The following is an 18,827-nucleotide window of genomic DNA, read 5'->3' as shown; positions in this document are numbered from 1 at the left end:
GTGCAGTTCACCCAGTACCCGGGCAATGTTCTGTTTCCGGCGCTGTTCCTGGTGCCCACGGTGCTGGCCATCAATCTGCTGGGTGACGGGCTGCGCGACGTGCTTGATCCGAAGTTTGCGAAACGCAGCCGATGAGCCCTGAAGCTGATCTTGTCCTGCTGGTCGACCGGCTGCATGTGGCGCTGCCACCCGGCAGTGACCGGGCTTATGCGGTCGAAGATATCAGCCTGCGTATTCATGCCGGCAAAACACTGTGCGTGGTGGGTGAGTCGGGCTCGGGCAAGTCGGTCATGGCCACCGCGGTGATGGGGCTGCTCGCGCGTGAGTTGCGGTCCGGCCCCGGCAGTATTGTCTTGCAGGGCGAATCGCTGCTGGCGGCATCGGCCCAGCGCCTTCGCGCGCTGCGCGGCCAGGCCATGGGCATGGTGTTCCAGGAGCCGATGACAGCGCTCAACCCGGTGATGACCTGTGGCGACCAGATTGACGAGTTGCTCAGGCAGCACACCGACTGGGGTGCAAAACGCCGCAGCGAGGCGGTGCTCAAGATCGTGCAGCGTGTCAAGCTGCCCGAACCCGAGCGCATGCTGCGCAGTTATCCGCACCAGCTGTCAGGCGGCCAGCGCCAGCGCATCGTTATTGCGATGGCTGTCATCCTGCAGCCGGCCTTGCTGATCTGCGACGAACCGACCACGGCGCTGGATGTCACCACGCAGAAGGAAATTCTCAGGCTGATCGAAGAACTGCAGGCAGACCTGTCGGGTGGCCACCGTTGCGCGGTCCTGTTCATCACACACGACATGGGGGTGGTGGCAGAAATCGCCGACGAGGTGCTGGTCATGCACCAGGGCAAGGCCGTGGAGTACGGAACCTGCGACGCGGTGCTGCACAGCCCGCAGGCTGACTACACAAAAATGCTGCTGGCGGCGGTGCCCAGCCTGACGCCCCCGCCGGCGCGGCCAGCGCCACAAGGGGAGCCGCTGCTGCGTGGGCTGGACGTCAGCAAGACCTACAGCGCCCGTGACTGGCTGGGCCGCCAGCGCCTGACGCATGCGCTGCAGTCGGCATCGGTGGCCGTGACCGCCGGAGAAACCGTAGGTATCGTCGGGGAGTCCGGCTCCGGAAAATCCACGCTGGCGCGCTGTCTGGTGCGTTTGATCGATCCCACGCTGGGCCGCGTGTTCTGGGGCGATGCCAAGGTCTGTCAATTGACCGAAAGCGCCTTGCGTCCCCTGCGCAGCCGGGTGCAGATCGTCTTTCAGGACCCCAATCGCTCGCTCAACCCGCGCCGCACGGTGGGTGACAGCATCATGGAGGGTGCTATTAATTTCGGAGCTACCCGTGCAGAGGCGACAAAGGCTGCGGCGCAGTTGATGGAACAGGTTCGGTTGCCCGTTGACAGCCTGCAGCGTTACCCCAGCCAGTTCAGCGGTGGCCAGCGCCAGCGTCTGGCGATTGCGCGCGCGCTGGCCTGCAAACCGCAGGTGCTGGTGGCCGACGAAGCCGTCAGCGCACTCGATGTGAGCGTGCAGGCGCAAATCCTGGCGCTGCTGCGTGAGATCCAGGCCGAGTTCGGCCTGGGCCTGCTGTTTATCACGCATGACCTGCGCGTGGCGGCCCAGTTGTGCGACCGGGTGGTCGTGATGCATCAGGGGAAAATTGTCGAAGAAGGGCCGACCGCCACCTTGTATGCCCGTCCGCAACACGACTACACGCGCCGTCTGTTGTCGGCCGCCCCAGGAGCTGTCTCTTGAAAAGCCTGAAAGTCCTGGTCGCTGGTTACCAGCACGAAACCAACACGTTTGCGCCCAGCAAGGCGGATTGGGCCGCGTTCAACCGCGGAGACTCCTTCCCCGCCTTCATCCATGGCCAGGCCATGCTGGACAAGCTCACGGGCGTCAACATTCCTGTCGGCGGCTTCATCGACGTGGCGCGCACGCGCGGCTGGCAGCTTGTTCCCAGTAGCTGGTGCGGAGCGATTCCCTCCTCGTACGTGACCGAAGACGCGTTCGAACGCATCAGCGCCTCCATCCTGGCCGACGTGCAAAAAGGCGGTTTTGACGCGGTGTACCTGGACCTGCACGGCGCGGCTGTGGCTGAACACGTGGACGACACCGAAGGCGAGCTGCTTGCGCGCATACGCCGCGTTGTTGGTCCTGGCATGCCTGTGGTGGCCAGCCTGGACCTTCATGCCAATGTCACGCACCGCATGCTGCAGGAGGCAGACGCGCTGGTGGCCTACCGAAGCTACCCGCATGTCGATATGGCCGCGACCGGCGAGCTGGCGGCGCAGCTGCTGGCGCGCAGGCTTGCACTCGGGCGGCGCGAGCCCTTGCACTTCCTGCGCCTGCCCTTCCTGATTCCGCTGAACGCGCAAAGCACCTGGATGGAGCCGGCCAGAAGCGTCTATGAACAGCTGCTTGAACTGGACCGTGACTTCGGCACGGTCCTGAGTTTTTGCATGGCTTTTCCGGCGGCTGATTTTGCCGAGTGCGCTCCCATGGTCTGGGCCTATGGCGATTATTCGACACGAGCGGTGCAGGCGCTGGGAGCACGCGTGTCCGAGCCGACGCAATGGCGGCTGGCCACCCGCGATGCGCCCGATGCCGTCAGCCACGCCTTGGCGCTGGCCGCAAGCGCCGGCAAACCCCTGGTGATTGCCGACACCCAGGACAACCCGGGCGCCGGCGGCGACAGCAACACGACCGGGCTCTTGCATGCCTTGCTGCAGCAGGGCGCCGGAAAACGTTTCCCCGGCCAGGTTGCCCTTGGGCTGATCTTCGATCCGGCAGCCGCGGCCATGGCAGTGGCTGCCGGCGTGGGTGCGACGATCTCCACAGCGCTGGGCACCGCCGTGCCGACCTTTACCGGGCAACTGAGCGACCCGCCGGTGCGCGGCCAGTTCACGGTGCGCGCCGTGCATGACGGCAAGGTCACGCTCAAGGGGCCGATGATGACCGGGCTCACCGTGCACCTCGGCGCCTGCGCATGCCTGGAGATGGACGGTGTGCTGGTGGCCGTGGCCAGCGGCAAAAAGCAGATGCTGGACCGCGAACTGTTTCGCATGGTCGGCATCACGCCCGAGGCCATGAAAATCATCGTGGTCAAAAGCTCTAATCATTTTCGCGCCGATTTCACGCCCTTGGTGGGCAATGCGCAGACCGACATCATCATTGCCAAGGCAGCAGGGCCGATGGCGGCCGACCCGGCCGACCTGCCATGGAAAAATCTGCCTGCATCGATCCGGCGCAGGCCTTGAGAGTTTTTGTTGCGGTCTTCTATGGATGTTTTCGCGTTGCATGCTACTCATTCTTGTGCCATCGGTACGTTTTTCGTGGTGTTGACAGGCGCAGTTGTCATTGCGGGCTCAACCCGCAATCCATGCCGCGCGAGCTCCGGCCGCTGGTCAATGCGGCATGGATCCCGGATCGCGTCCGGGATGACAAACGGGGGCAAGGCTGAATGCGTGTTGGCCATCGCCAGCCCGACTGTTCCCCACAGACCAACCCTGTTTTGGAGCCACTGATGACATTTTCCCTAACTCCGCCTGATCTCGCCGACTGCACGGCCACCGAACTGCTGCAGCTGTACCAAACAGGCCAGGCGTCACCGGTCGAAGCCACCGCAGCCGTGCTGGCCCGCATCGACACGCTCAACCCCCGGCTCAACGCTTTTTGCATGGTGGCGCACGAGTCGGCCCTGCAGTCCGCCAGGGACAGCGAAGCGCGCTGGCAGCGTTTTCGCCAGGGGGGTGCGCCCTGTGGCGATCTCGAAGGTGTGCCGGTATCGATCAAGGATCTGATCCTCACCCGCGGTATGCCCACCCTGCGCGGCAGCCATGCGGTGGATGCCGGCCAGGCCTGGGACGTGGACGCACCGGCCACGGCCAGGCTGCGCGAAGCCGGCGCGGTGATCCTGGGTAAAACAAACACGCCGGAGTTCGGCTGCAAGGGCGAGACCAACTCACCGCGTACTGGCATCACGCGCAACCCCTGGGACCTTAGCAAAACCCCAGGCGGCTCGTCCGGTGGCGCCGCTGCGGCTGTGGCATCGGGCATGGGACCGCTGGCCATCGGAACCGATGGTGCGGGGTCGGTACGCATCCCGGCTGCGTTCTGCGGCAACTTTGGTCTCAAACCCAGCTTCGGCCGGGTGCCCGCCTACCCGCTGTCGCCCTTCGGTTCGGTGGCGCACCTGGGGCCGCACAGCCGCAGCGTGGCCGATGCTGCGCTGATCATGAACGTGCTGAAAAAGCCGGACGCCCGCGACTGGACCTCCCTGCCCGCTGATGACAGCGACTACCGTCAGGCGCTGGAGGGCGGCATTCGCGGCCTGCACATTGCCTGGTCGCCCACCCTGGGGTATGCCAAAAATGTGCATCCCGAGGTAGCACGTTCGGTGGCAGGGGCCGTTGCTCATCTGTCAGAACTGGGCGCACATGTCGAGCAGATCGATCCCGGCTTTGAGGACCCGCTGGAGATCACCACCGGGCTTTGGTTTGCTGGCGCCTGGACGGTATGGAACGGCCTGACTGCGGCGCAGCAGGCACTGACGGACCCGGACTTCCAGGCCCAAGCGCTGCTGGGCGCCAAGCTCAGCGTGCTGGACATCCAGCGCCTGCATTTGCAGCGCGGCGCGTTGGGCTCCCAGATGCGGCAGTTCATGCAGCGTTTTGACCTGTTGGTGACACCCAGCGTGGCGGTCCCGGCTTTTGAAGCACGACCGGCCGGGCACAGCCCCATGGACCCGGTGGCCATGCTGGGCTGGACGCCTTTTTCCTACCCTTTCAACCTGACCCAGCAGCCCGCCAGCACCGTGCCTTGTGGCCTGACCAGTGCCGGCTTGCCGATCGGTGTGCAGTTTGTCGGCCCCATGTTTGGCGACGCGCTGGTGCTCCGGACCTCGCGCGCCTATGAGTCCGTCCGGGGCGGCGCCGTGGATTTCTCACGGCCGGTGGCGATGGACCGATGAGTGTCGGCGGGCGCGTGTTGGCGTCTTCAGGCGGCTTTTACTTTTAGGCAGCCCCACCCAAGCCAGCCCGCGAACCTGTTCATAATCCTGTCACATGACTTTTCTAGCACTTGACGTAGGCAACACCCGCCTGAAGTGGGCCCAGTACGAAGCCCCAGTCGCAGGAGCACGGGTGCTGGCTCATGGGGCGGTGTTTCTTGAAAACATCGACAAACTGGCCGACGAGGAGTGGAACGAGCTCCCAGTGCCTTCGCGCATCCTCGGCTGCATCGTGGCCGGTGACGCCGTCAAGCGCCGTGTGATCGAGCAAATGGAACTCTGGGATGTCGCGCCGCGCTGGGTCATCCCCAGTGCCCTGGAGGCGGGTGTAAGCAATGGGTATGACCATCCGGCGCGTCTGGGCGCTGACCGCTGGGTAGCGATGATCGGTGCCCGGCACCGGCTGCTTGGCCGGGGCATCCAAAAGCCCTGCGTGGTGGTGATGGTTGGCACGGCGGTGACGGTGGAGGCGATTGATGCGTCTGGAAAGTTCTTGGGCGGCATCATCCTGCCGGGCCACGGCATCATGCTGCGCGCGCTGGAGTCCGGCACGGCCGGCCTGCATGTGCCGACCGGCGACGTGAAGGACTTTCCCACCAACACCAGCGACGCACTGACCAGCGGCGGCACCTTCGCGATTGCCGGCGCCGTGCAACGCATGGTGGAAAACGTCACGCGGTACTGTGGCGAGGCGCCTGAATGCATCATGACCGGCGGCGCTGGCTGGAAGATGGGTCCGAGCATGTCGGTCAACTTCGAGCTGGTGGAGGGGCTTATTTTTGACGGGTTGCTGGAGATCGCTTCGAGGCGGTTTCCGGTCGAGGCCTGAGACTGACTTTTCGGGTTGAAGTCCGTTACTGGAATTTTTCGATTCGTTCGCCGTTGCGCGACAGCAAATACCACCCTTCGCTTTCGTCCCCGCGGTAGGAGCGCACCGCACCGGCGCGGTGCTCTGCAGGGTGCTTCCTGTCGCGGAGGGTTCAACCCGCATTATTGCGGTAAATCAAGGCAGGTTCAGGTTTCAACCCACCTGCGTCCTGCGGTTTTCTTATTGGACTAAACTGCCTTTGGGACGGGCACATGCCCCATTTTTACCACCCCCACTTGAGAGCATGCGATGGACAACACCAGCAAAGACAAACTTATCACCGACATGAAAGTGGTCCTGACCGACGTGGAGGACCTGCTCAAGGCCGCTACTGCCGCCACCGGCGAGACGGCGGCCGCGCTGCGTGAAAAAGCTGCGGGCAAGCTCAAGCTCGCCACCGAAAAACTGACCGGCCTGCAGGAAACGGCGCTGCTCAAAGGCAAGGAAGCGGCCAAGGTCACGGACGAGTATGTCCATGCCCATCCGTGGAAGGCGGTCGGCGTCGCTGCAGCGGCCGGTTTCCTGATCGGCCTGCTGGTCAACCGCAAATAATGATTGCTCTGACGGGATGCACCGGCGTGCCGGTGAGCCTGTTGTTGCCATGAGCACACCTTCTCACGACCGCCCGGGCGGCGGCGAGCCGCCGCGCCTGTTCGCATCGCTGCGCCAGCTGGGCCTGACGGCGCTTTCCATGGCACACACGCGCGTGGCGCTGGCAGGCGTCGAGCTCGAAGAAGAGTTGCAGCGGCTGATCGGCCTGCTACTGAGCCTTCTGGGTCTGCTCGTGTTCGGTCTGGTCGGCGTCCTGATGTTCACCTTGATGGTGGTGCTGGCCGTGGATCCTGCGCAGCGGGTCGCAGCGCTGGCGCTTTTCGCGGCGGTGTACCTGGGTCTGGCCGGCTGGTTCTGGTGGCGCGTGCAGCGCGCGATGGCGACACGGCCGCCTTTCCTGCAGGCCACCTTTGCCGAAATGGCGCAGGACCGCGATGCCTTGCAAGCCGCCTCTGCCAGCGCCATGCCGCGCGACGGGGACCCCCATGGGTAACGCCACCAGCCAGAGCCAGCGGGCCCTGAGAAAACAGTTGCTGTTGACGCGTTCGGCGACAGAGCGTGCGGAACTGGTCCAGGCCCTCGGTGCGGCGCGGCAGTCGGTGACGCTGCTCAAAAGTGGTATCCCCGGACTGGCCCTCAGCAAGGGTTTGCCGCTGGCGCTGGGTCTTCTCAAACGCGCACCGCTGCTCGCCCCGGTGTGGTCGCTGGTGCTGGCCGGCGCGCGCCGGCCCCTGCTGCGTTACGCCTTGCTCGGTGCGGGTTCGGCCCTGCTGGCGTGGAAGGGCTACCAATGGATGGCCGCTCAGCGCACAGACAGGCCTGCAGGCGCCGACGCGCCAGATTCGATGGGGATGCGGTAGCAACACTCGGTTGCGCCTGATGTACAGGCCACTCATGCCTTATTGATAAGGTCGGATAATAGCGATGCACCGCGCGGCGTATCAAACCACCAAGCGCAGCACCTGCTCCTCGCCCAGCATGTCAATGACCTTCACCGCCACCGTGGCGCCAGCGGGTGGGGCGGGCAGTTCGTAGCGGCCGGCCACCAGGTCTTGCTTGCGCTCGGGCACGTCGGCCAGCGTCACATTGAACACCTCGCCGTCGTGGTTGGCGTCAATCAGCACGCAATCCACCGCGGCGCGCCAGTCCGGGATGTGGGTGCGGAAGATGCCTTCTTGGAAGTCGAGCCGCTGGATGATGCTGGGTGATACCACGTCATCAATCTGCACCAGCAGTTTGTCGCCCTCACGCTTGATGCTCGCCTGCACCGACATCGGCTCGTGCTTGATGAAGCCGCCCGCCTTGCGGTCGGTGCGCAGCTCGATCAGGTGGATTTTGTTGATGGGCCGGTTGTGGTTGTAGTGCTCCACCCAGTCACGCGCCTTGTGCTCTTGGCCCAGGCTCACCACCAGCAGGTCGCGCTCTTCTTCGGGGCGGGTTTTGAGTTCGTCGCGCAACGCCTCCAGGTCCAGCGGCGTCAGCGGGTGGTTCAGCGGAATGATCTTGGCCAGCATCTGCCCGCGCGTGCCGTCAAAAAACGGGTCGGTGCGGGTGCGGGTTAGCCCCAAGTGCTCGCAGGCCAGCTCGACGGCCTCGTTGTGCTGAATCTGCAGGTCGTAGTCGTTCACGCGCCAGGTGCTGAAGCCCAGTTGGCACGGCGGCAGGCTCCCCTCGCCCGCTTGCGGGAGAGGGGTTGGGGGTGAGGGCAGCAGTTCGCGTTGGCGGATGCTCGCTCGCGCTGCGGCTTGCTCGCGCATCACGCCCTGCAAGCGCTTGGCGGTGGTCTGAATCGCCCCCTTGTTGATGTCGCAGCCAATCCAGCGGCGGCCGAGTTTCTGGGCAACGGCGGCGGTGGTGCCAGAGCCGATGAAGCAGTCGAGCACGATGTCGCCGGGGTTGGTGGAGGCTGCAATAACGCGTTCAATCAGGTTTTCTGGCTTTTGAGTCGGATATCCCAACAATTCTTGCGATTGATTGTGTATGGGGCGGAGGTCGGTCCAAATGTCTTGCGCGGTGCCACCTTGGGCCACCGCCTCATCGAGATAGCGCTTCAGACGGGGCACACCTGCAGTCTTCGGCCAATGAATTCGGCCCTCGGAATCCCATTGCTCCAAAGTGGAAACCGTGACCTTCCAATGGTTTCCCCGTTCGCCAGGATTTATTCCGCGCCAAGATTTACCCGTTTCTCCATTGCGCAGGCCGGATGCCATTAGGTCGCTACGTGAATATTTGCGTCCGCTGGATTCTTCGACTTGATCGAAGAACTGCTCGACGTATTTCTGATTGAGCTCCGTTCGCTGGGGGTTCCAGGTGCGACCAGACGGGCCGTAGTAATAAATCGTGTCGTGGATGACGCCAAATCTCCCCGCGTCGCTGTGAGCACTGACACGTTGCCAGACAATTTCATTGACAAAATTGTCGGGACCAAACACCTCGTCCATCAGAAGTCGAAGGTAGCTGTTCCTTGATGGATCGCAATGCAAATAGATCGCACCGTTCTCGGAAAGAAGCATCTTGAGCATCAACAGCCGCTCGTACATGAACTGCAAATAGTTGTCGTTGCTCCAGATGTCGGTGTACTGCACCTGCTCGCCCAGCGCGTAGTCTTCTCCGTCGATCTTGATGGTGCCCTTGGGGCCGCGCAGCTGCACCTGGCGCACGTAATCGGCGCCGCTGTCAAAGGGCGGGTCAATGTAGATCAGCTTGACCTGGCCCCTGAAGCCATTGGCCAGCAGGTGGGCCAGCACTTCCTTGTTGTCGCCGTGGTAGAGCAGGCCGCCTTTGAGCCCTTGTTCTTGCAGCTCTTGCGGCCACCTGGACCAGTTGGCTTCGCCCAGAGGCTGGCCCTGTGCGGCGTCGGCGGCGCTGAAGCGCTCGACCGCCTGCGCCGGAAAGGCGGTGACGCGGCCGAGCGGCTTCTTGCCCACCCAGCTCAGCATGGGGCGGCCCTTGGCGCGGGTGATGGTGACCTCGGTGGGTTTTTTGGCGGGCTGGGTGGTTGGGCTGGTGGCTGTCATCAGTGGCATGTTCATCAAAAGGACTCGCGTGTTTGGGGTGGTCTGTCGTCGCGGCCCTCAGCCATGAAGTCAGCGGGCAGGGTGGCCAGCAGGTCAAACACGGCGGCGGCACTGGCTGGGGTATTGGGTGGAATGGCTGCTTGCATGGCCTCAGCGTCTTCCTGCGTGACTTTGTAGGGGGCATCCATGGCATCCAGCTCTTTCAGGAAATCCTCTGCGCTCAAGCCTTTACCCGCAAGAGCGTCATTTTTTTCCAGTGCCAGAATTTTCAGTAGAGCCAGCTGCTGTTCCTTGTCGTCGTCGTCCTGAATGCGGTCAATCACCATGGTTGTCGATCCGTTTCGGTTCAATGAAAAAAGGGCTTCAAAATGAAATCACGCACGCACGCTTTGCCCGCGTCTTGCTGCGCGGTATCGGCAAACATGAGGTAGTCGCGCACCTTATACCGGAGAATTCGTACGCAGCCAGTCTTTCAGTGCGGCGTCAATACGCGTCTGCCAGCCGCCACCTGCTGCCCGGAAGGCTTGCACCACTTCGGGCGACAAGCGTATGGTGGTGGACACCTTGGGAGCCGCTTTGACCGTGCCCACGGGGCGCCCTGCGCGACGGGCCTTGATTTGCTCTGGCGTGTGCACGGCGCCAAACTCGCCGCGCTTGGCCTGACGGATAGATTCCAGCACATCGGACGCGAATTGGGTCATCTCTGCGTCCATAACGGTTTTAGTTGAGTTGCTCATCAATTGCTTCCTTCCACTGTTTCAAGATATGGGCGGGCATGTTGTCCAGCTTGGCCTTGGCATACACCACCACGAGGGCTACAACCCCCTGGGGCAAGCGAGTGAAGTAAATCACCCGCACGCCGCCGCGCTTACCCATGCCAGCACGCCCCCATCGAACCTTGCGCAGACCACCTGTGCCCGGCATAACGTCGCCAGCCTCTGGGTTGTCGGCAATCCAGTCCACAAACGCCTCACGCTCGCCATCGCTCCAGACCTGCGCAGCGTACTGCAAGAACAAAGGTGTTTCGACGACGGTGTACATAATTAATTGTAACAACAAACAAATAATTGAAATATTATTTGTTACTACAAATGAAATCGCGCACCGTCTTTTTACCCGCATCGTGCAGGGTGGTGTCGGCGAACATGACGTGGTAGCTCAGGCGATCGGGGTTGAGTTGTTCCCAGCGTTTGAGGGCCACGGCCTTGCGGCCTTCCTGCGTTTGCGGTGCATCGCCTTTGGCGTGGCGTGCCAGGTCGGCGGTGATGTCGGGGCTGAGCTTGTCGCTTTTGACCTCCACCACCAGATGTTTGCCGTCGGCGCGGCGCAATACAAAGTCGGGGGTGTAGGTGTGCCAGCGGCCATCCATGCCAAGGTATTCGGCGCGCAGGTCGGTCTTGCCGGCATCGGTCAGGCCGCCGGTGAACCACAGGCCTTCAATCTGGTGCGGCTGCGTTTGCAGCAGGCCCAGCGTCCAGTCCAGAAATTCAGCCTCAGGGCTGGAGTCGAAGTTGTAGCCCTCGTAATGAAAACTGTTTTGCAGCGCCAGTGCGGCATGGGCAGTGTCCTGTGCCGTTTTGTAGAGCAGCTCACGCTCTTTGGCAAAGCTGATGCGGGCGGTATAGACAGCTTGGCCGTCCACCTCGGTGCGGTCAAAGCCCTCGGCCTTGACCAAGGCAACGGCCACCTCGATTTCGTCCCAGGTTTCTTCGTACTGGGCGCGCTGGGTTTCAATCTGCCGGGCCAGCGCCTCAAGATGGTGTTCGGGCACGTCTTCCGCGCCGTAAGCGGCGCGCAGCGCGGCCAACAGCTCGGGCGTGGGCAAATGGTGGCTGGCTGCCAGTCGGGCCGCTGCTGTGTAGGTGTCGAGCGTGGGGGTAAAGGGCTCCAGCAGAATATCTGCAGCGTCCAGTCGCTGAAGGCGGGCCTCGCCGCTGGCAGTGAACACAGGGCTCCAGGTCTGCACTACGGGGCCTGCCGGTGCGGACCCTTCAGGCATGGCAAAGGTCAGCGCCGGGGTGTGGCCAACCTCGGCTTTGCGCTGAATGCGCAGTACGCGCCTCTTGATCAGCAGAGGGGGCAAGTGCGGCTTGTGCAGAACAATGGTTTTTTCTAGTCGCTCAGCGTGCTGGGTGTCCAGTGCCGTGAGGCTGGTGCCATAGGTTTCAACCAACTGGTCTTCCAGTGTTTTCTTGTTGCTGGCGGTCAGGTAAACGCGGGCGGGCATGGCGTTTCCGGGAACCTGGCGCAGGCAGCGGGTGGCGGCCTGCAGCACAAAGTTGTTGCTCTGGCTAAGCTTGCGCACCAATGCACACGCAAAAAGGCTGGGGCAGTTCCAGCCCTCGGTGCCCATGTTGACGAGCAGCAGAACGCGGTGCGGTGCCGCAGGGTCGCGTGCGACGGACTCAAAGGCGCGGCGTGTGGCGTCGCTGGACTTGTTGTCCACGGCCAGCAGGGTGTCCGGGCCTATGCCATGGACGAGGAGAGCAGATTCGATGGCGGGGCGTAGTTCGTCACGGGTTTCGATGTTGGGAAAGTACAGCGCCAGACGGGCCGGGGCGCCGTTGGGTAGCGCCACGCGCCAGTAGTTCTGCACAAAGTCGTTCATGACGCTTTGCACCATCTGAGCGGCTTCCCCATCGCCCAGTTCCAGCACTTTGATACCGCTGGCCAGCTCCTTCAGTACGCCGTCGCGAATGCCTTCGCCCAGGCCGTACCAGACCACCACGTCGCGCAGAGGCTGGCGCTCGAAGTAGGGCGTGCCGGTGGCATTGATGGTGACGATGAGGTTGGTTTCCTGCGCCAGGTAGTCAATGGTGCGGCGCACTTTCTTGATGCCGTCGTCCTTGAACACGGGCTCGCCGGTTTCTTTGTCTTTTTCCCACTTGCCCAGCAATTTCTGGCCATAGGTGTGGTGTGCCTCATCGGAGAACACGGCAAGGTGCGGTAGCGAGGCTATGGCCTGCAGGCGCAGGTTGGCCAGCGCGGTTGCTTCTTCGTCTTTGGTGCCCGCAAACAGGCGGCTTTGCCCGGCGTTGCGCACGGCGGGCTTCTGGATGCGGATTTTTTCGGTGTTGGTGACGATGACGTTGAAGCTGCTGCCCAAGGTGATGGGGATTTGCTTGTCGCCGTCGCGTGTGAAGGTGAGCTTGAGGCTGGCGGCGAATGGTTTGTGCAGACGGGCCGGCAACAGGCGCTCAAACGGTATGTCGGCCAGTTCGCGCAGCGCACTGAGGATGGTTTTTCCGGGCGCAAAAATCAGCGCGTTTTGCACGAAGGGGCCATCGGGGTATTCGAGCGCCATGGCGAATTCAGTGGCGACGATGGCGCCCATCAGGATGGTTTTTCCCGCGCCCATGGCCAGCGCCAGGATGTAGCTGGGGTAGTCAAGCGCAAAAGTTTCGCGCAGAGACTCAAGGCCGTGCTTGCGCACAAAGGCGTTGTCGGTCTGCAGGCGGGTGATGACAGCATCAAAGCCGTCGTCGGCGATCAAGCCCACGATTTCGCTCGAAGTCAGGCCCATGGCCTCGCGCCGGTCTTTGGCTTTGGGAAACAGCTCGGCATACAGGTCGGGGATGCGCGGGGTGTTCAGCACCAGTCGCAGATACCAGTAGGTCTCCAGTGCCCGGAACTGCGCACGCCGCAGATAGCGCAATTGACCAGTGGCGGAGTCTTCCAGCGCGAAATCCAGAATTTCGCGGATGGCGGTGAAATCCCGACCTTCCGGGCAAACGTAGCGCGCTTCCCGCCAGGCGTCTACGCGCTCCGATAACGCTTGGAATAAATGACTCATTGAGATCCTTTTTTGGCCAGCTCCTGGCACAACGCTTCCAGCGGTACCGCCTGTACATCATCGCCGAGCGGAAACGATTCGCTGCCGGGATAAACCACCAGTTTGCGTGCTGGCTTCAAGTCATCGCAGGCGGCGTGAAAAAATTCTTGCAATTATGGAGTTTCATTCCATGATTTGCATGGATAAAAAAGAAGCTATGCATGGGGCGTTGGAGCGGCATTGACGCATTTCGTTTAAGGAAAAAGGTCTCCAGCGCTTATCCGACGGACGCAGGCAGCTATCAAATCAGGAGTAACCCAGATCTCACCGAGCTCAGCCGGATGCGCTCAGATTTCCAGGTTATCAATCAGCCGCGTGGTGCCCAGCCTGGCCGCGCCCAGCACCACCAACGGCGTTGCCGCATCACCGCTGTCTGGCGGCAGCAGGTCAGCGCGGCGGCGTACGGTCAGGTAGTCGGGTGCCCAGCCGCGTGCGCTCAAGGTCTGCATGGCCTGGGCTTCCAGGGCATCGAGCCCGTCCAGACCCTGCGCCCTCGCGGCTTCGCCCAGCGCCTTCAATGCCATGGACAGGTGCACGGCTTCAGCGCGCTCCTGGACATTGAGGTAGCCGTTGCGCGAGGACAGCGCCAGGCCGTCGGCGGCGCGCAAGGTCTCGCCGGGGACGATCGCCAGCGGCAGGGCGAACTGCTGCACCATGCGCCGCACGATCATCAGCTGCTGATAGTCCTTCTTTCCGAACAGCGCGTTGCCACCGGGCTTGCCGGCGAACACGCACGCAAGCAGCTTCATCACCACGGTGCTGACACCGACAAAAAAGCCGGGGCGGAAATGCCCTTCGAGGATGTCGGCCAGTCCGGCCGGCGGATGCACCTTGTAGGTCTGCGGCTCGGGGTAGAGGTCGGTTTCCCGCGGCGCAAACAGCACATCGCAGCCGGCGGCCTGCAGTTTCTCGCAGTCGGCCTCCCAGGTGCGGGGATAGGTGTCGAAATCTTCGTGCGGCGCAAACTGCAGGCGGTTCACAAAAATGCTGGCCACCGTCACGTCGCCCAGCGGCTTGGCCTGGTTGACCAGGGCGATATGGCCGTTGTGCAGGTTGCCCATGGTGGCCACGAAGGCGGGGCGCTTGAAGGGGCCGAGGGCTCCACGCAGTTCGGCAATGGTGTGGACGATTTTCATGGGTCTTTCCAGCGTTGAATTTTTGATCACCGGTGTCTTGCACACTGTTTGTCGCAATACTGTTCAGTTAACGTTTTGGCTGTCATACCGGACTCGAGGAGCCTGCCCCAGACTCCGATCCGGGGGCATCCGTGCCTTTTGCGCAGTGCCTGTTTGCCGTCGCAGCATGGGTTGCGGATCAGGTCCGCAATGACAGTGTTGGTACGCCTTCATCGCCTAACTGAACAGCATTGCCGTTAGCCGGCTACCACGCGTGGAGGGCATCCACGGGAAAGAGGCCTTCCTTGACGGCACGCACATAGGCTTGCATCGCACCCTGCACGCTGTTCGCCTCGCTCATGAAGTTGCGCACAAACTTCGGCATCCGGCCCAGGTTCATGCCCAGCATGTCGTGCAGCACCAGGACCTGGCCGGCCGTACCCACACCCGCACCTATGCCTATGGTCGGGCAGTGCATGAGCTCGGCTGTCAGCGTGGCCGACAGCGCAGCCGGGACCATCTCTAGCACCAGCATGGACGCACCGGCGTCCTGCAGTGCGTGCGCCTGGCTTGTCAAGGTGGCGGCGGCTTCCTCGCCCCGGCCTTGCACGCGGTAGCCACCCAGCGCGTGCACGGTTTGCGGTGTCAGGCCCAGGTGGGCGCAGACCGGGATGCCGCGTTCGACCAGAAAACGCACGGTCTCGCTGGTCCAGCCGCCGCCTTCGAGCTTGACCATGTGCGCGCCGGCCTGCATCAGCACCGCGGCGCTGCGCAGCGCCTGCTCTTTGGACTCGTGGTAACTGCCAAAAGGAAGGTCACCGATCAGCCAGGCGGTGGCCTGGGCTCGGCGCAGGCCGCGGGCCACACATTCGGTGTGGTGCCGCATGGCCTCCAGGGTCACGCCCACGGTGCTGGACAAGCCCTGGCAGACCATGCCCAACGAGTCGCCGACCAGGATGCACTCGACACCTGCGGCGTCGGCCACAGCCGCAAAGGTCGCGTCGTAAGCGGTGAGCATGGTGATTTTTTCGCCGTGGGCGTGCATCTCGCGCAGGCGCGGCAGGCTGATCGGTTTGCGCGAGGCCGCTGGCGGCGCGGCCGGCAGGGTGCCGTAGGGGCTGGCGCTCGCATTCGCGGATGAGGGTGCGGACGGGGCAGTCATTGCCGGACTCCCGGGGCCGAACGCGTCATGCCCAGCCGTTCCAGCAGGGCCACATCGGCGGCCGTGTCGGGGTTGCCGGTGGTCAGCAGCTTGTCGCCATAAAAGATCGAGCTGGCGCCGGCCAGAAAACCCAGAGCCTGCACCGCGTCGCCCATTTGCTGGCGGCCGGCCGACAGGCGCACACGCGCCTTCGGCATGGTGATGCGGGCGACGGCAATGGTGCGCACAAATTCAAACGGGTCCAAATCCTTCTGGTTGGCCAGCGGCGTGCCTTCCACTTTGACCAGGTTGTTGATCGGTACCGACTCTGGATAAGGCGTCAGATTGGCCAGCTCGGCCACCAGGCCAGCGCGCTGGCGCCGCGTTTCGCCCATGCCGACAATGCCGCCGCAGCAGACCTTGACGCCCGCGCTGCGTACGCGCGCCAAGGTGTCGAGCCGGTCCTGGTAGCCGCGCGTGGTGATGATGTCGCCGTAGAAGTCCGGCGCACTGTCGAGGTTGTGGTTGTAGTAGTCCAGCCCGGCGCTTTGCAGGGTTTGCGCATGGCCGTCTCCGAGCATGCCCAGGGTGGCGCAGGTTTCCATCCCGAGCGCCTTGACCGTGCGCACCAGCTCGGCAACTTTTTCGATGTCGCGGTCTTTGGGCGCGCGCCAGGCGGCACCCATGCAAAAACGCGTGGCGCCGGCGTCCTTGGCGCGCTGCGCGGCCAGCCGTACTTCTTCGGGCTCCATCAGCTTGGTGGCTTCGACACCGGTGTCAAAGCGCGCTGCCTGCGGGCAGTAGTTGCAGTCTTCCGGACAGCCGCCGGTTTTGACCGACAGCAGCGTCGCAAATTCAATCCGAGCCGGGTCGAAATTTTCGCGATGCACGGTTTGTGCCTGGTGCATCAGTTCAGGGAAAGGCAGCTCAAACAGCGCTTCGATGGCCTCGACGCTCCAACGAGCGGTGGGGTTGATGGGCGCGGCCTGACGCGGGCGGTGCAGGGTGACGGCTTTTTGAGACAGCTGGGACATGGTTTTTTCAATCCTCAAACAGCGGGTAAAAGAGTTGGCTTCGGCAGCATGGGCGCCTCGACCCGAGCCTGGTTTTTTCCGCGCTGCACAGCTTGCTGCAGTTGCGCGATGGCTGCCTCCGGCGAAGCGGCTGCGGTGATAGCGCTGATAACGGCTACACCGGCGGCACCGCAAGCCGCGGCCTGTTCGGTCCGCGCCACGTCCATACCGGCAATGCCCACCACTGGGGTTGGCAGCAGCTTGCACCAGTACGCGAGGTTGTCGTTGCCTTGCGGGACCCAGGGCATGGCTTTGGCCTGCGTGGGGTGAATCGGCCCGCAGGCGATGTAGCTGGGCTTGAGCGCCCAGGCACGGCAGACCTCCCAGTAGGCATGGGTGCTGACGCCCAGTCGCAGGCCGGCCTGGCGGATGGCTGCCAGGTCTGCGATGTGCAGGTCTTCCTGGCCCAGGTGCACGCCGTAAGCGCCTTCTTCGATGGCGAGTTGCCAGTGGTCGTTGATGAACAGCTGAGCGCCGGACGCGGTCGCCGCAGCGATGCTCTGGCGCACCTGCTGCCTGACAAAGTCTTGGTGTTCTGGTGCTTCAGCATCCTTGATCCGGAGTTGCACGGTGCGCACGCCGGCGGCGACCACACGCTCCACCCAGGCCGCGCTGTCCACCACCGCGTACAGCCCCAGGTCAGCGTCGCTGAGGGCCGCAAAGCCGCTGACGCTTGTCGCCTGCGGCAGGCTGAAAGAGGGCAGGTTGGCGATGTGCTGTGCAAAATCGGGACGCGCTTGCAATGCGCCGCCGGCCGCGTGCTGGCTCAGTGCGTCGGCTCGCGCCATGTAGGCCAGGACGGTGGCTTCCATAGTCACAAAACCGCGCGCCAGAGCCTGCTCCGCATGGGCGACGAACACCGTGCCTGTGCCTTCAGGCGCGGCAGGCGAGCGCGAACTGTCGGGCCAGCCCAGCCAGCCGCTGGCTTGCGGGGTGTCAGCGTAGGCGGTGTCTTCGCCAACAATCACGACCGCGTCGTAAACCGGGTCGCGCAAGCGACGGGCTGCCTGTTCGACGGCCTGATGGCTGACCAGGAGCGGCAGGTCCAGCAAGGTCGCTGCCTCGCTGCGGCTCAGGCAGAGCAGGGCTGGGCGCGGGGCAGGTGTGCGCACCTTCTCTTGCAGCAGCAGCGCCAATTCCTTTGCGTTGTCGGCAAAGGTCCAGACCTGGGGTGTGTGGGCGGCGCTCACAGGATGAAGGGCCGGCCAGTCACCGGGGTGGAGGCAACCGCCATGTCCTGCTGCGCCATGATGCCGGCCGCCCAGGCCAGTCGGCCGGCTTCGATGCCGAGTTTGAAGGCGTGCGCCATTTGCACCGGGTCGCGCGCATGGGCCACGGCGGAGTTGAGCAGTACGGCGTCATAACCCAGCTCCATGGCCTGTACCGCGTCGGCCGGCGATCCAATGCCGGCATCGACAATCAGCGGCACACCGGGCAGGCGCGCGCGCAGTGTGCGCAGCGCATAGGGGTTGATCAGCCCCTGGCCCGATCCGATGGGCGCGCCCCAGGGCATCAAAATGCGGCAACCGGCGTCGAGCAGTCGCTGGCAGCTGACCAGGTCGTCGGTGCAGTAGGGGAAGACCTCGAAGCCGTCCCTCACCAGCTCGGTCGCCGCCGCGACGAGTTCAAACGGGTCGGGCTGCAGTGTGTGTTCGTCGCCCACCACTTCGAGCTTGATCCAGTTCGTGCCGAACAGCTCACGCGCCATGTTCGACAGCGTGATGGCCTCGCGCGCACTGCGGCAGCCCGCGGTATTGGGCAGCAGGCGGGCGCCGCTGTCACGAATCATTTTGTAAAAGTCGTTTTGTGTGCTGGCGCCACCCGCCGCCATCTGGCGCTTGAGCCCGACGGTGACGACTTGCGCGCCCGAGGCCGCGATGGCCTGCTGCAGGACTTGCGGCGACGGGTAGCTGGCCGTGCCGAGGAAAAATCGGCTGGCCAGTTCGATGCCAGCGATGTGAAAAGTCATGATTTATTCCAGAGATGAAAGGGTTTCGCCGCCGGGCCGCCCCAAGGCGAAATGCGCCCCCTCGGGGGGCAGCGAAGACACGAAGTGCTGAGCGTGGGGGTCATATTTCGCCACCGGGCCGCCCCAAGGCGAAATGCGCCCCCTCGGGGGGCAGCGAAGACACGAAGTGCTGAGCGTGGGGGTCATATTTCGCCGCCGGGCCGCCCCAAGGCGAAATGCGCCCCCTCGGGGGGCAGCGAAGACACGAAGTGCT

Annotated in this window: 18 protein-coding genes and 1 pseudogene; 8 read left to right on the top strand and 11 right to left on the bottom strand. The window is 63.5% G+C overall.

What is annotated here, in order from left to right; genetic code table 11:
• The 8 genes and pseudogenes from ACESMT_RS19645 to ACESMT_RS19610 form a co-directional block, all read left to right on the top strand.
• Window positions 1-135, top strand: a pseudogene (locus ACESMT_RS19645) (ABC transporter permease); the annotation flags it as partial.
• Window positions 132-1,751, top strand: a complete 1,620-nt coding sequence (locus tag ACESMT_RS19640; RefSeq protein WP_372828280.1) for a dipeptide ABC transporter ATP-binding protein — start codon at window positions 132-134, stop codon at window positions 1,749-1,751. The pseudogene ACESMT_RS19645 and the gene ACESMT_RS19640, both read left to right, overlap by 4 nt.
• Before the next feature lie 5 nt (window positions 1,752-1,756).
• Window positions 1,757-3,256, top strand: coding sequence for a M81 family metallopeptidase (locus ACESMT_RS19635; protein WP_372828282.1), 1,500 nt, complete (start codon window positions 1,757-1,759; stop codon window positions 3,254-3,256).
• 266 nt (window positions 3,257-3,522) lie between these two features.
• On the top strand, window positions 3,523-4,968 hold the full coding sequence (locus tag ACESMT_RS19630) for an amidase (RefSeq protein WP_372828279.1): 1,446 nt from the start codon (window positions 3,523-3,525) through the stop codon (window positions 4,966-4,968).
• 94 nt (window positions 4,969-5,062) lie between these two features.
• Complete coding sequence (locus ACESMT_RS19625) at window positions 5,063-5,836, top strand: type III pantothenate kinase (RefSeq protein ID WP_372828278.1); 774 nt, start codon at window positions 5,063-5,065, stop codon at window positions 5,834-5,836.
• A gap of 288 nt (window positions 5,837-6,124) precedes the next feature.
• On the top strand, window positions 6,125-6,427 hold the full coding sequence (locus ACESMT_RS19620; protein WP_372828277.1) for a YqjD family protein: 303 nt from the start codon (window positions 6,125-6,127) through the stop codon (window positions 6,425-6,427).
• Between the two features lie 49 nt (window positions 6,428-6,476).
• Entirely contained in the window at window positions 6,477-6,920 is a 444-nt protein-coding gene (locus tag ACESMT_RS19615; protein WP_372828276.1) for a phage holin family protein, read from the top strand.
• Window positions 6,913-7,287 (top strand): hypothetical protein, encoded by a 375-nt coding sequence (locus tag ACESMT_RS19610; protein WP_372828275.1) that lies wholly within the window; start codon window positions 6,913-6,915, stop codon window positions 7,285-7,287. Before ACESMT_RS19615 ends, ACESMT_RS19610 begins: the two co-directional genes overlap by 8 nt.
• Window positions 7,288-7,368: 81 nt before the next feature.
• Here the strand turns inward: ACESMT_RS19610 and ACESMT_RS19605 are convergent, their stop codons facing one another.
• The 11 genes from ACESMT_RS19605 to ACESMT_RS19555 form a co-directional block, all read right to left on the bottom strand.
• Complete coding sequence (locus ACESMT_RS19605) at window positions 7,369-9,459, bottom strand: site-specific DNA-methyltransferase (protein WP_372828274.1); 2,091 nt, start codon at window positions 9,457-9,459, stop codon at window positions 7,369-7,371.
• The gene (locus tag ACESMT_RS19600) at window positions 9,459-9,794 is read right to left on the bottom strand and encodes a hypothetical protein (RefSeq protein ID WP_372828272.1); all 336 of its coding nucleotides are present in this window, start codon (window positions 9,792-9,794) and stop codon (window positions 9,459-9,461) included. The genes ACESMT_RS19605 and ACESMT_RS19600 overlap by 1 nt, the downstream gene beginning before the upstream one ends.
• Window positions 9,795-9,884: 90 nt before the next feature.
• The gene (locus ACESMT_RS19595; RefSeq protein ID WP_372828271.1) at window positions 9,885-10,181 is read right to left on the bottom strand and encodes a BrnA antitoxin family protein; all 297 of its coding nucleotides are present in this window, start codon (window positions 10,179-10,181) and stop codon (window positions 9,885-9,887) included.
• A complete protein-coding gene (locus ACESMT_RS19590; RefSeq protein WP_372828270.1) occupies window positions 10,165-10,485 on the bottom strand; it encodes a transcriptional regulator in 321 nt (106 codons plus the stop codon). Before ACESMT_RS19590 ends, ACESMT_RS19595 begins: the two co-directional genes overlap by 17 nt.
• A gap of 34 nt (window positions 10,486-10,519) precedes the next feature.
• Window positions 10,520-13,237, bottom strand: a complete 2,718-nt coding sequence (locus ACESMT_RS19585; protein ID WP_372828269.1) for a hypothetical protein — start codon at window positions 13,235-13,237, stop codon at window positions 10,520-10,522.
• Window positions 13,234-13,389: a hypothetical protein gene (locus ACESMT_RS19580; protein ID WP_372828268.1), complete on the bottom strand. Its 156-nt coding sequence runs from the start codon at window positions 13,387-13,389 to the stop codon at window positions 13,234-13,236. Before ACESMT_RS19580 ends, ACESMT_RS19585 begins: the two co-directional genes overlap by 4 nt.
• A 174-nt stretch (window positions 13,390-13,563) precedes the next feature.
• A complete protein-coding gene (panC, locus tag ACESMT_RS19575) occupies window positions 13,564-14,412 on the bottom strand; it encodes a pantoate--beta-alanine ligase (protein WP_372828266.1) in 849 nt (282 codons plus the stop codon).
• Between the two features lie 244 nt (window positions 14,413-14,656).
• Window positions 14,657-15,553 (bottom strand): 3-methyl-2-oxobutanoate hydroxymethyltransferase, encoded by an 897-nt coding sequence (panB, locus tag ACESMT_RS19570; RefSeq protein ID WP_372828265.1) that lies wholly within the window; start codon window positions 15,551-15,553, stop codon window positions 14,657-14,659.
• A complete protein-coding gene (gene bioB / locus ACESMT_RS19565) occupies window positions 15,550-16,557 on the bottom strand; it encodes a biotin synthase BioB (RefSeq protein ID WP_372828281.1) in 1,008 nt (335 codons plus the stop codon). Before bioB ends, panB begins: the two co-directional genes overlap by 4 nt.
• 23 nt (window positions 16,558-16,580) lie before the next feature.
• Window positions 16,581-17,795 (bottom strand): thiamine phosphate synthase, encoded by a 1,215-nt coding sequence (locus ACESMT_RS19560; RefSeq protein WP_372828264.1) that lies wholly within the window; start codon window positions 17,793-17,795, stop codon window positions 16,581-16,583.
• A complete protein-coding gene (locus tag ACESMT_RS19555) occupies window positions 17,792-18,574 on the bottom strand; it encodes a thiazole synthase (protein ID WP_372828263.1) in 783 nt (260 codons plus the stop codon). The genes ACESMT_RS19560 and ACESMT_RS19555 overlap by 4 nt, the downstream gene beginning before the upstream one ends.
• Between the last annotated feature and the right edge of the window lie 253 nt (window positions 18,575-18,827).

It is taken from the genome of Polaromonas sp., from assembly GCF_041689105.1.
In the GTDB taxonomy this organism is placed as follows: domain Bacteria; phylum Pseudomonadota; class Gammaproteobacteria; order Burkholderiales; family Burkholderiaceae_C; genus Polaromonas.
This window is presented reverse-complemented; position numbering and strand designations above follow the sequence as displayed.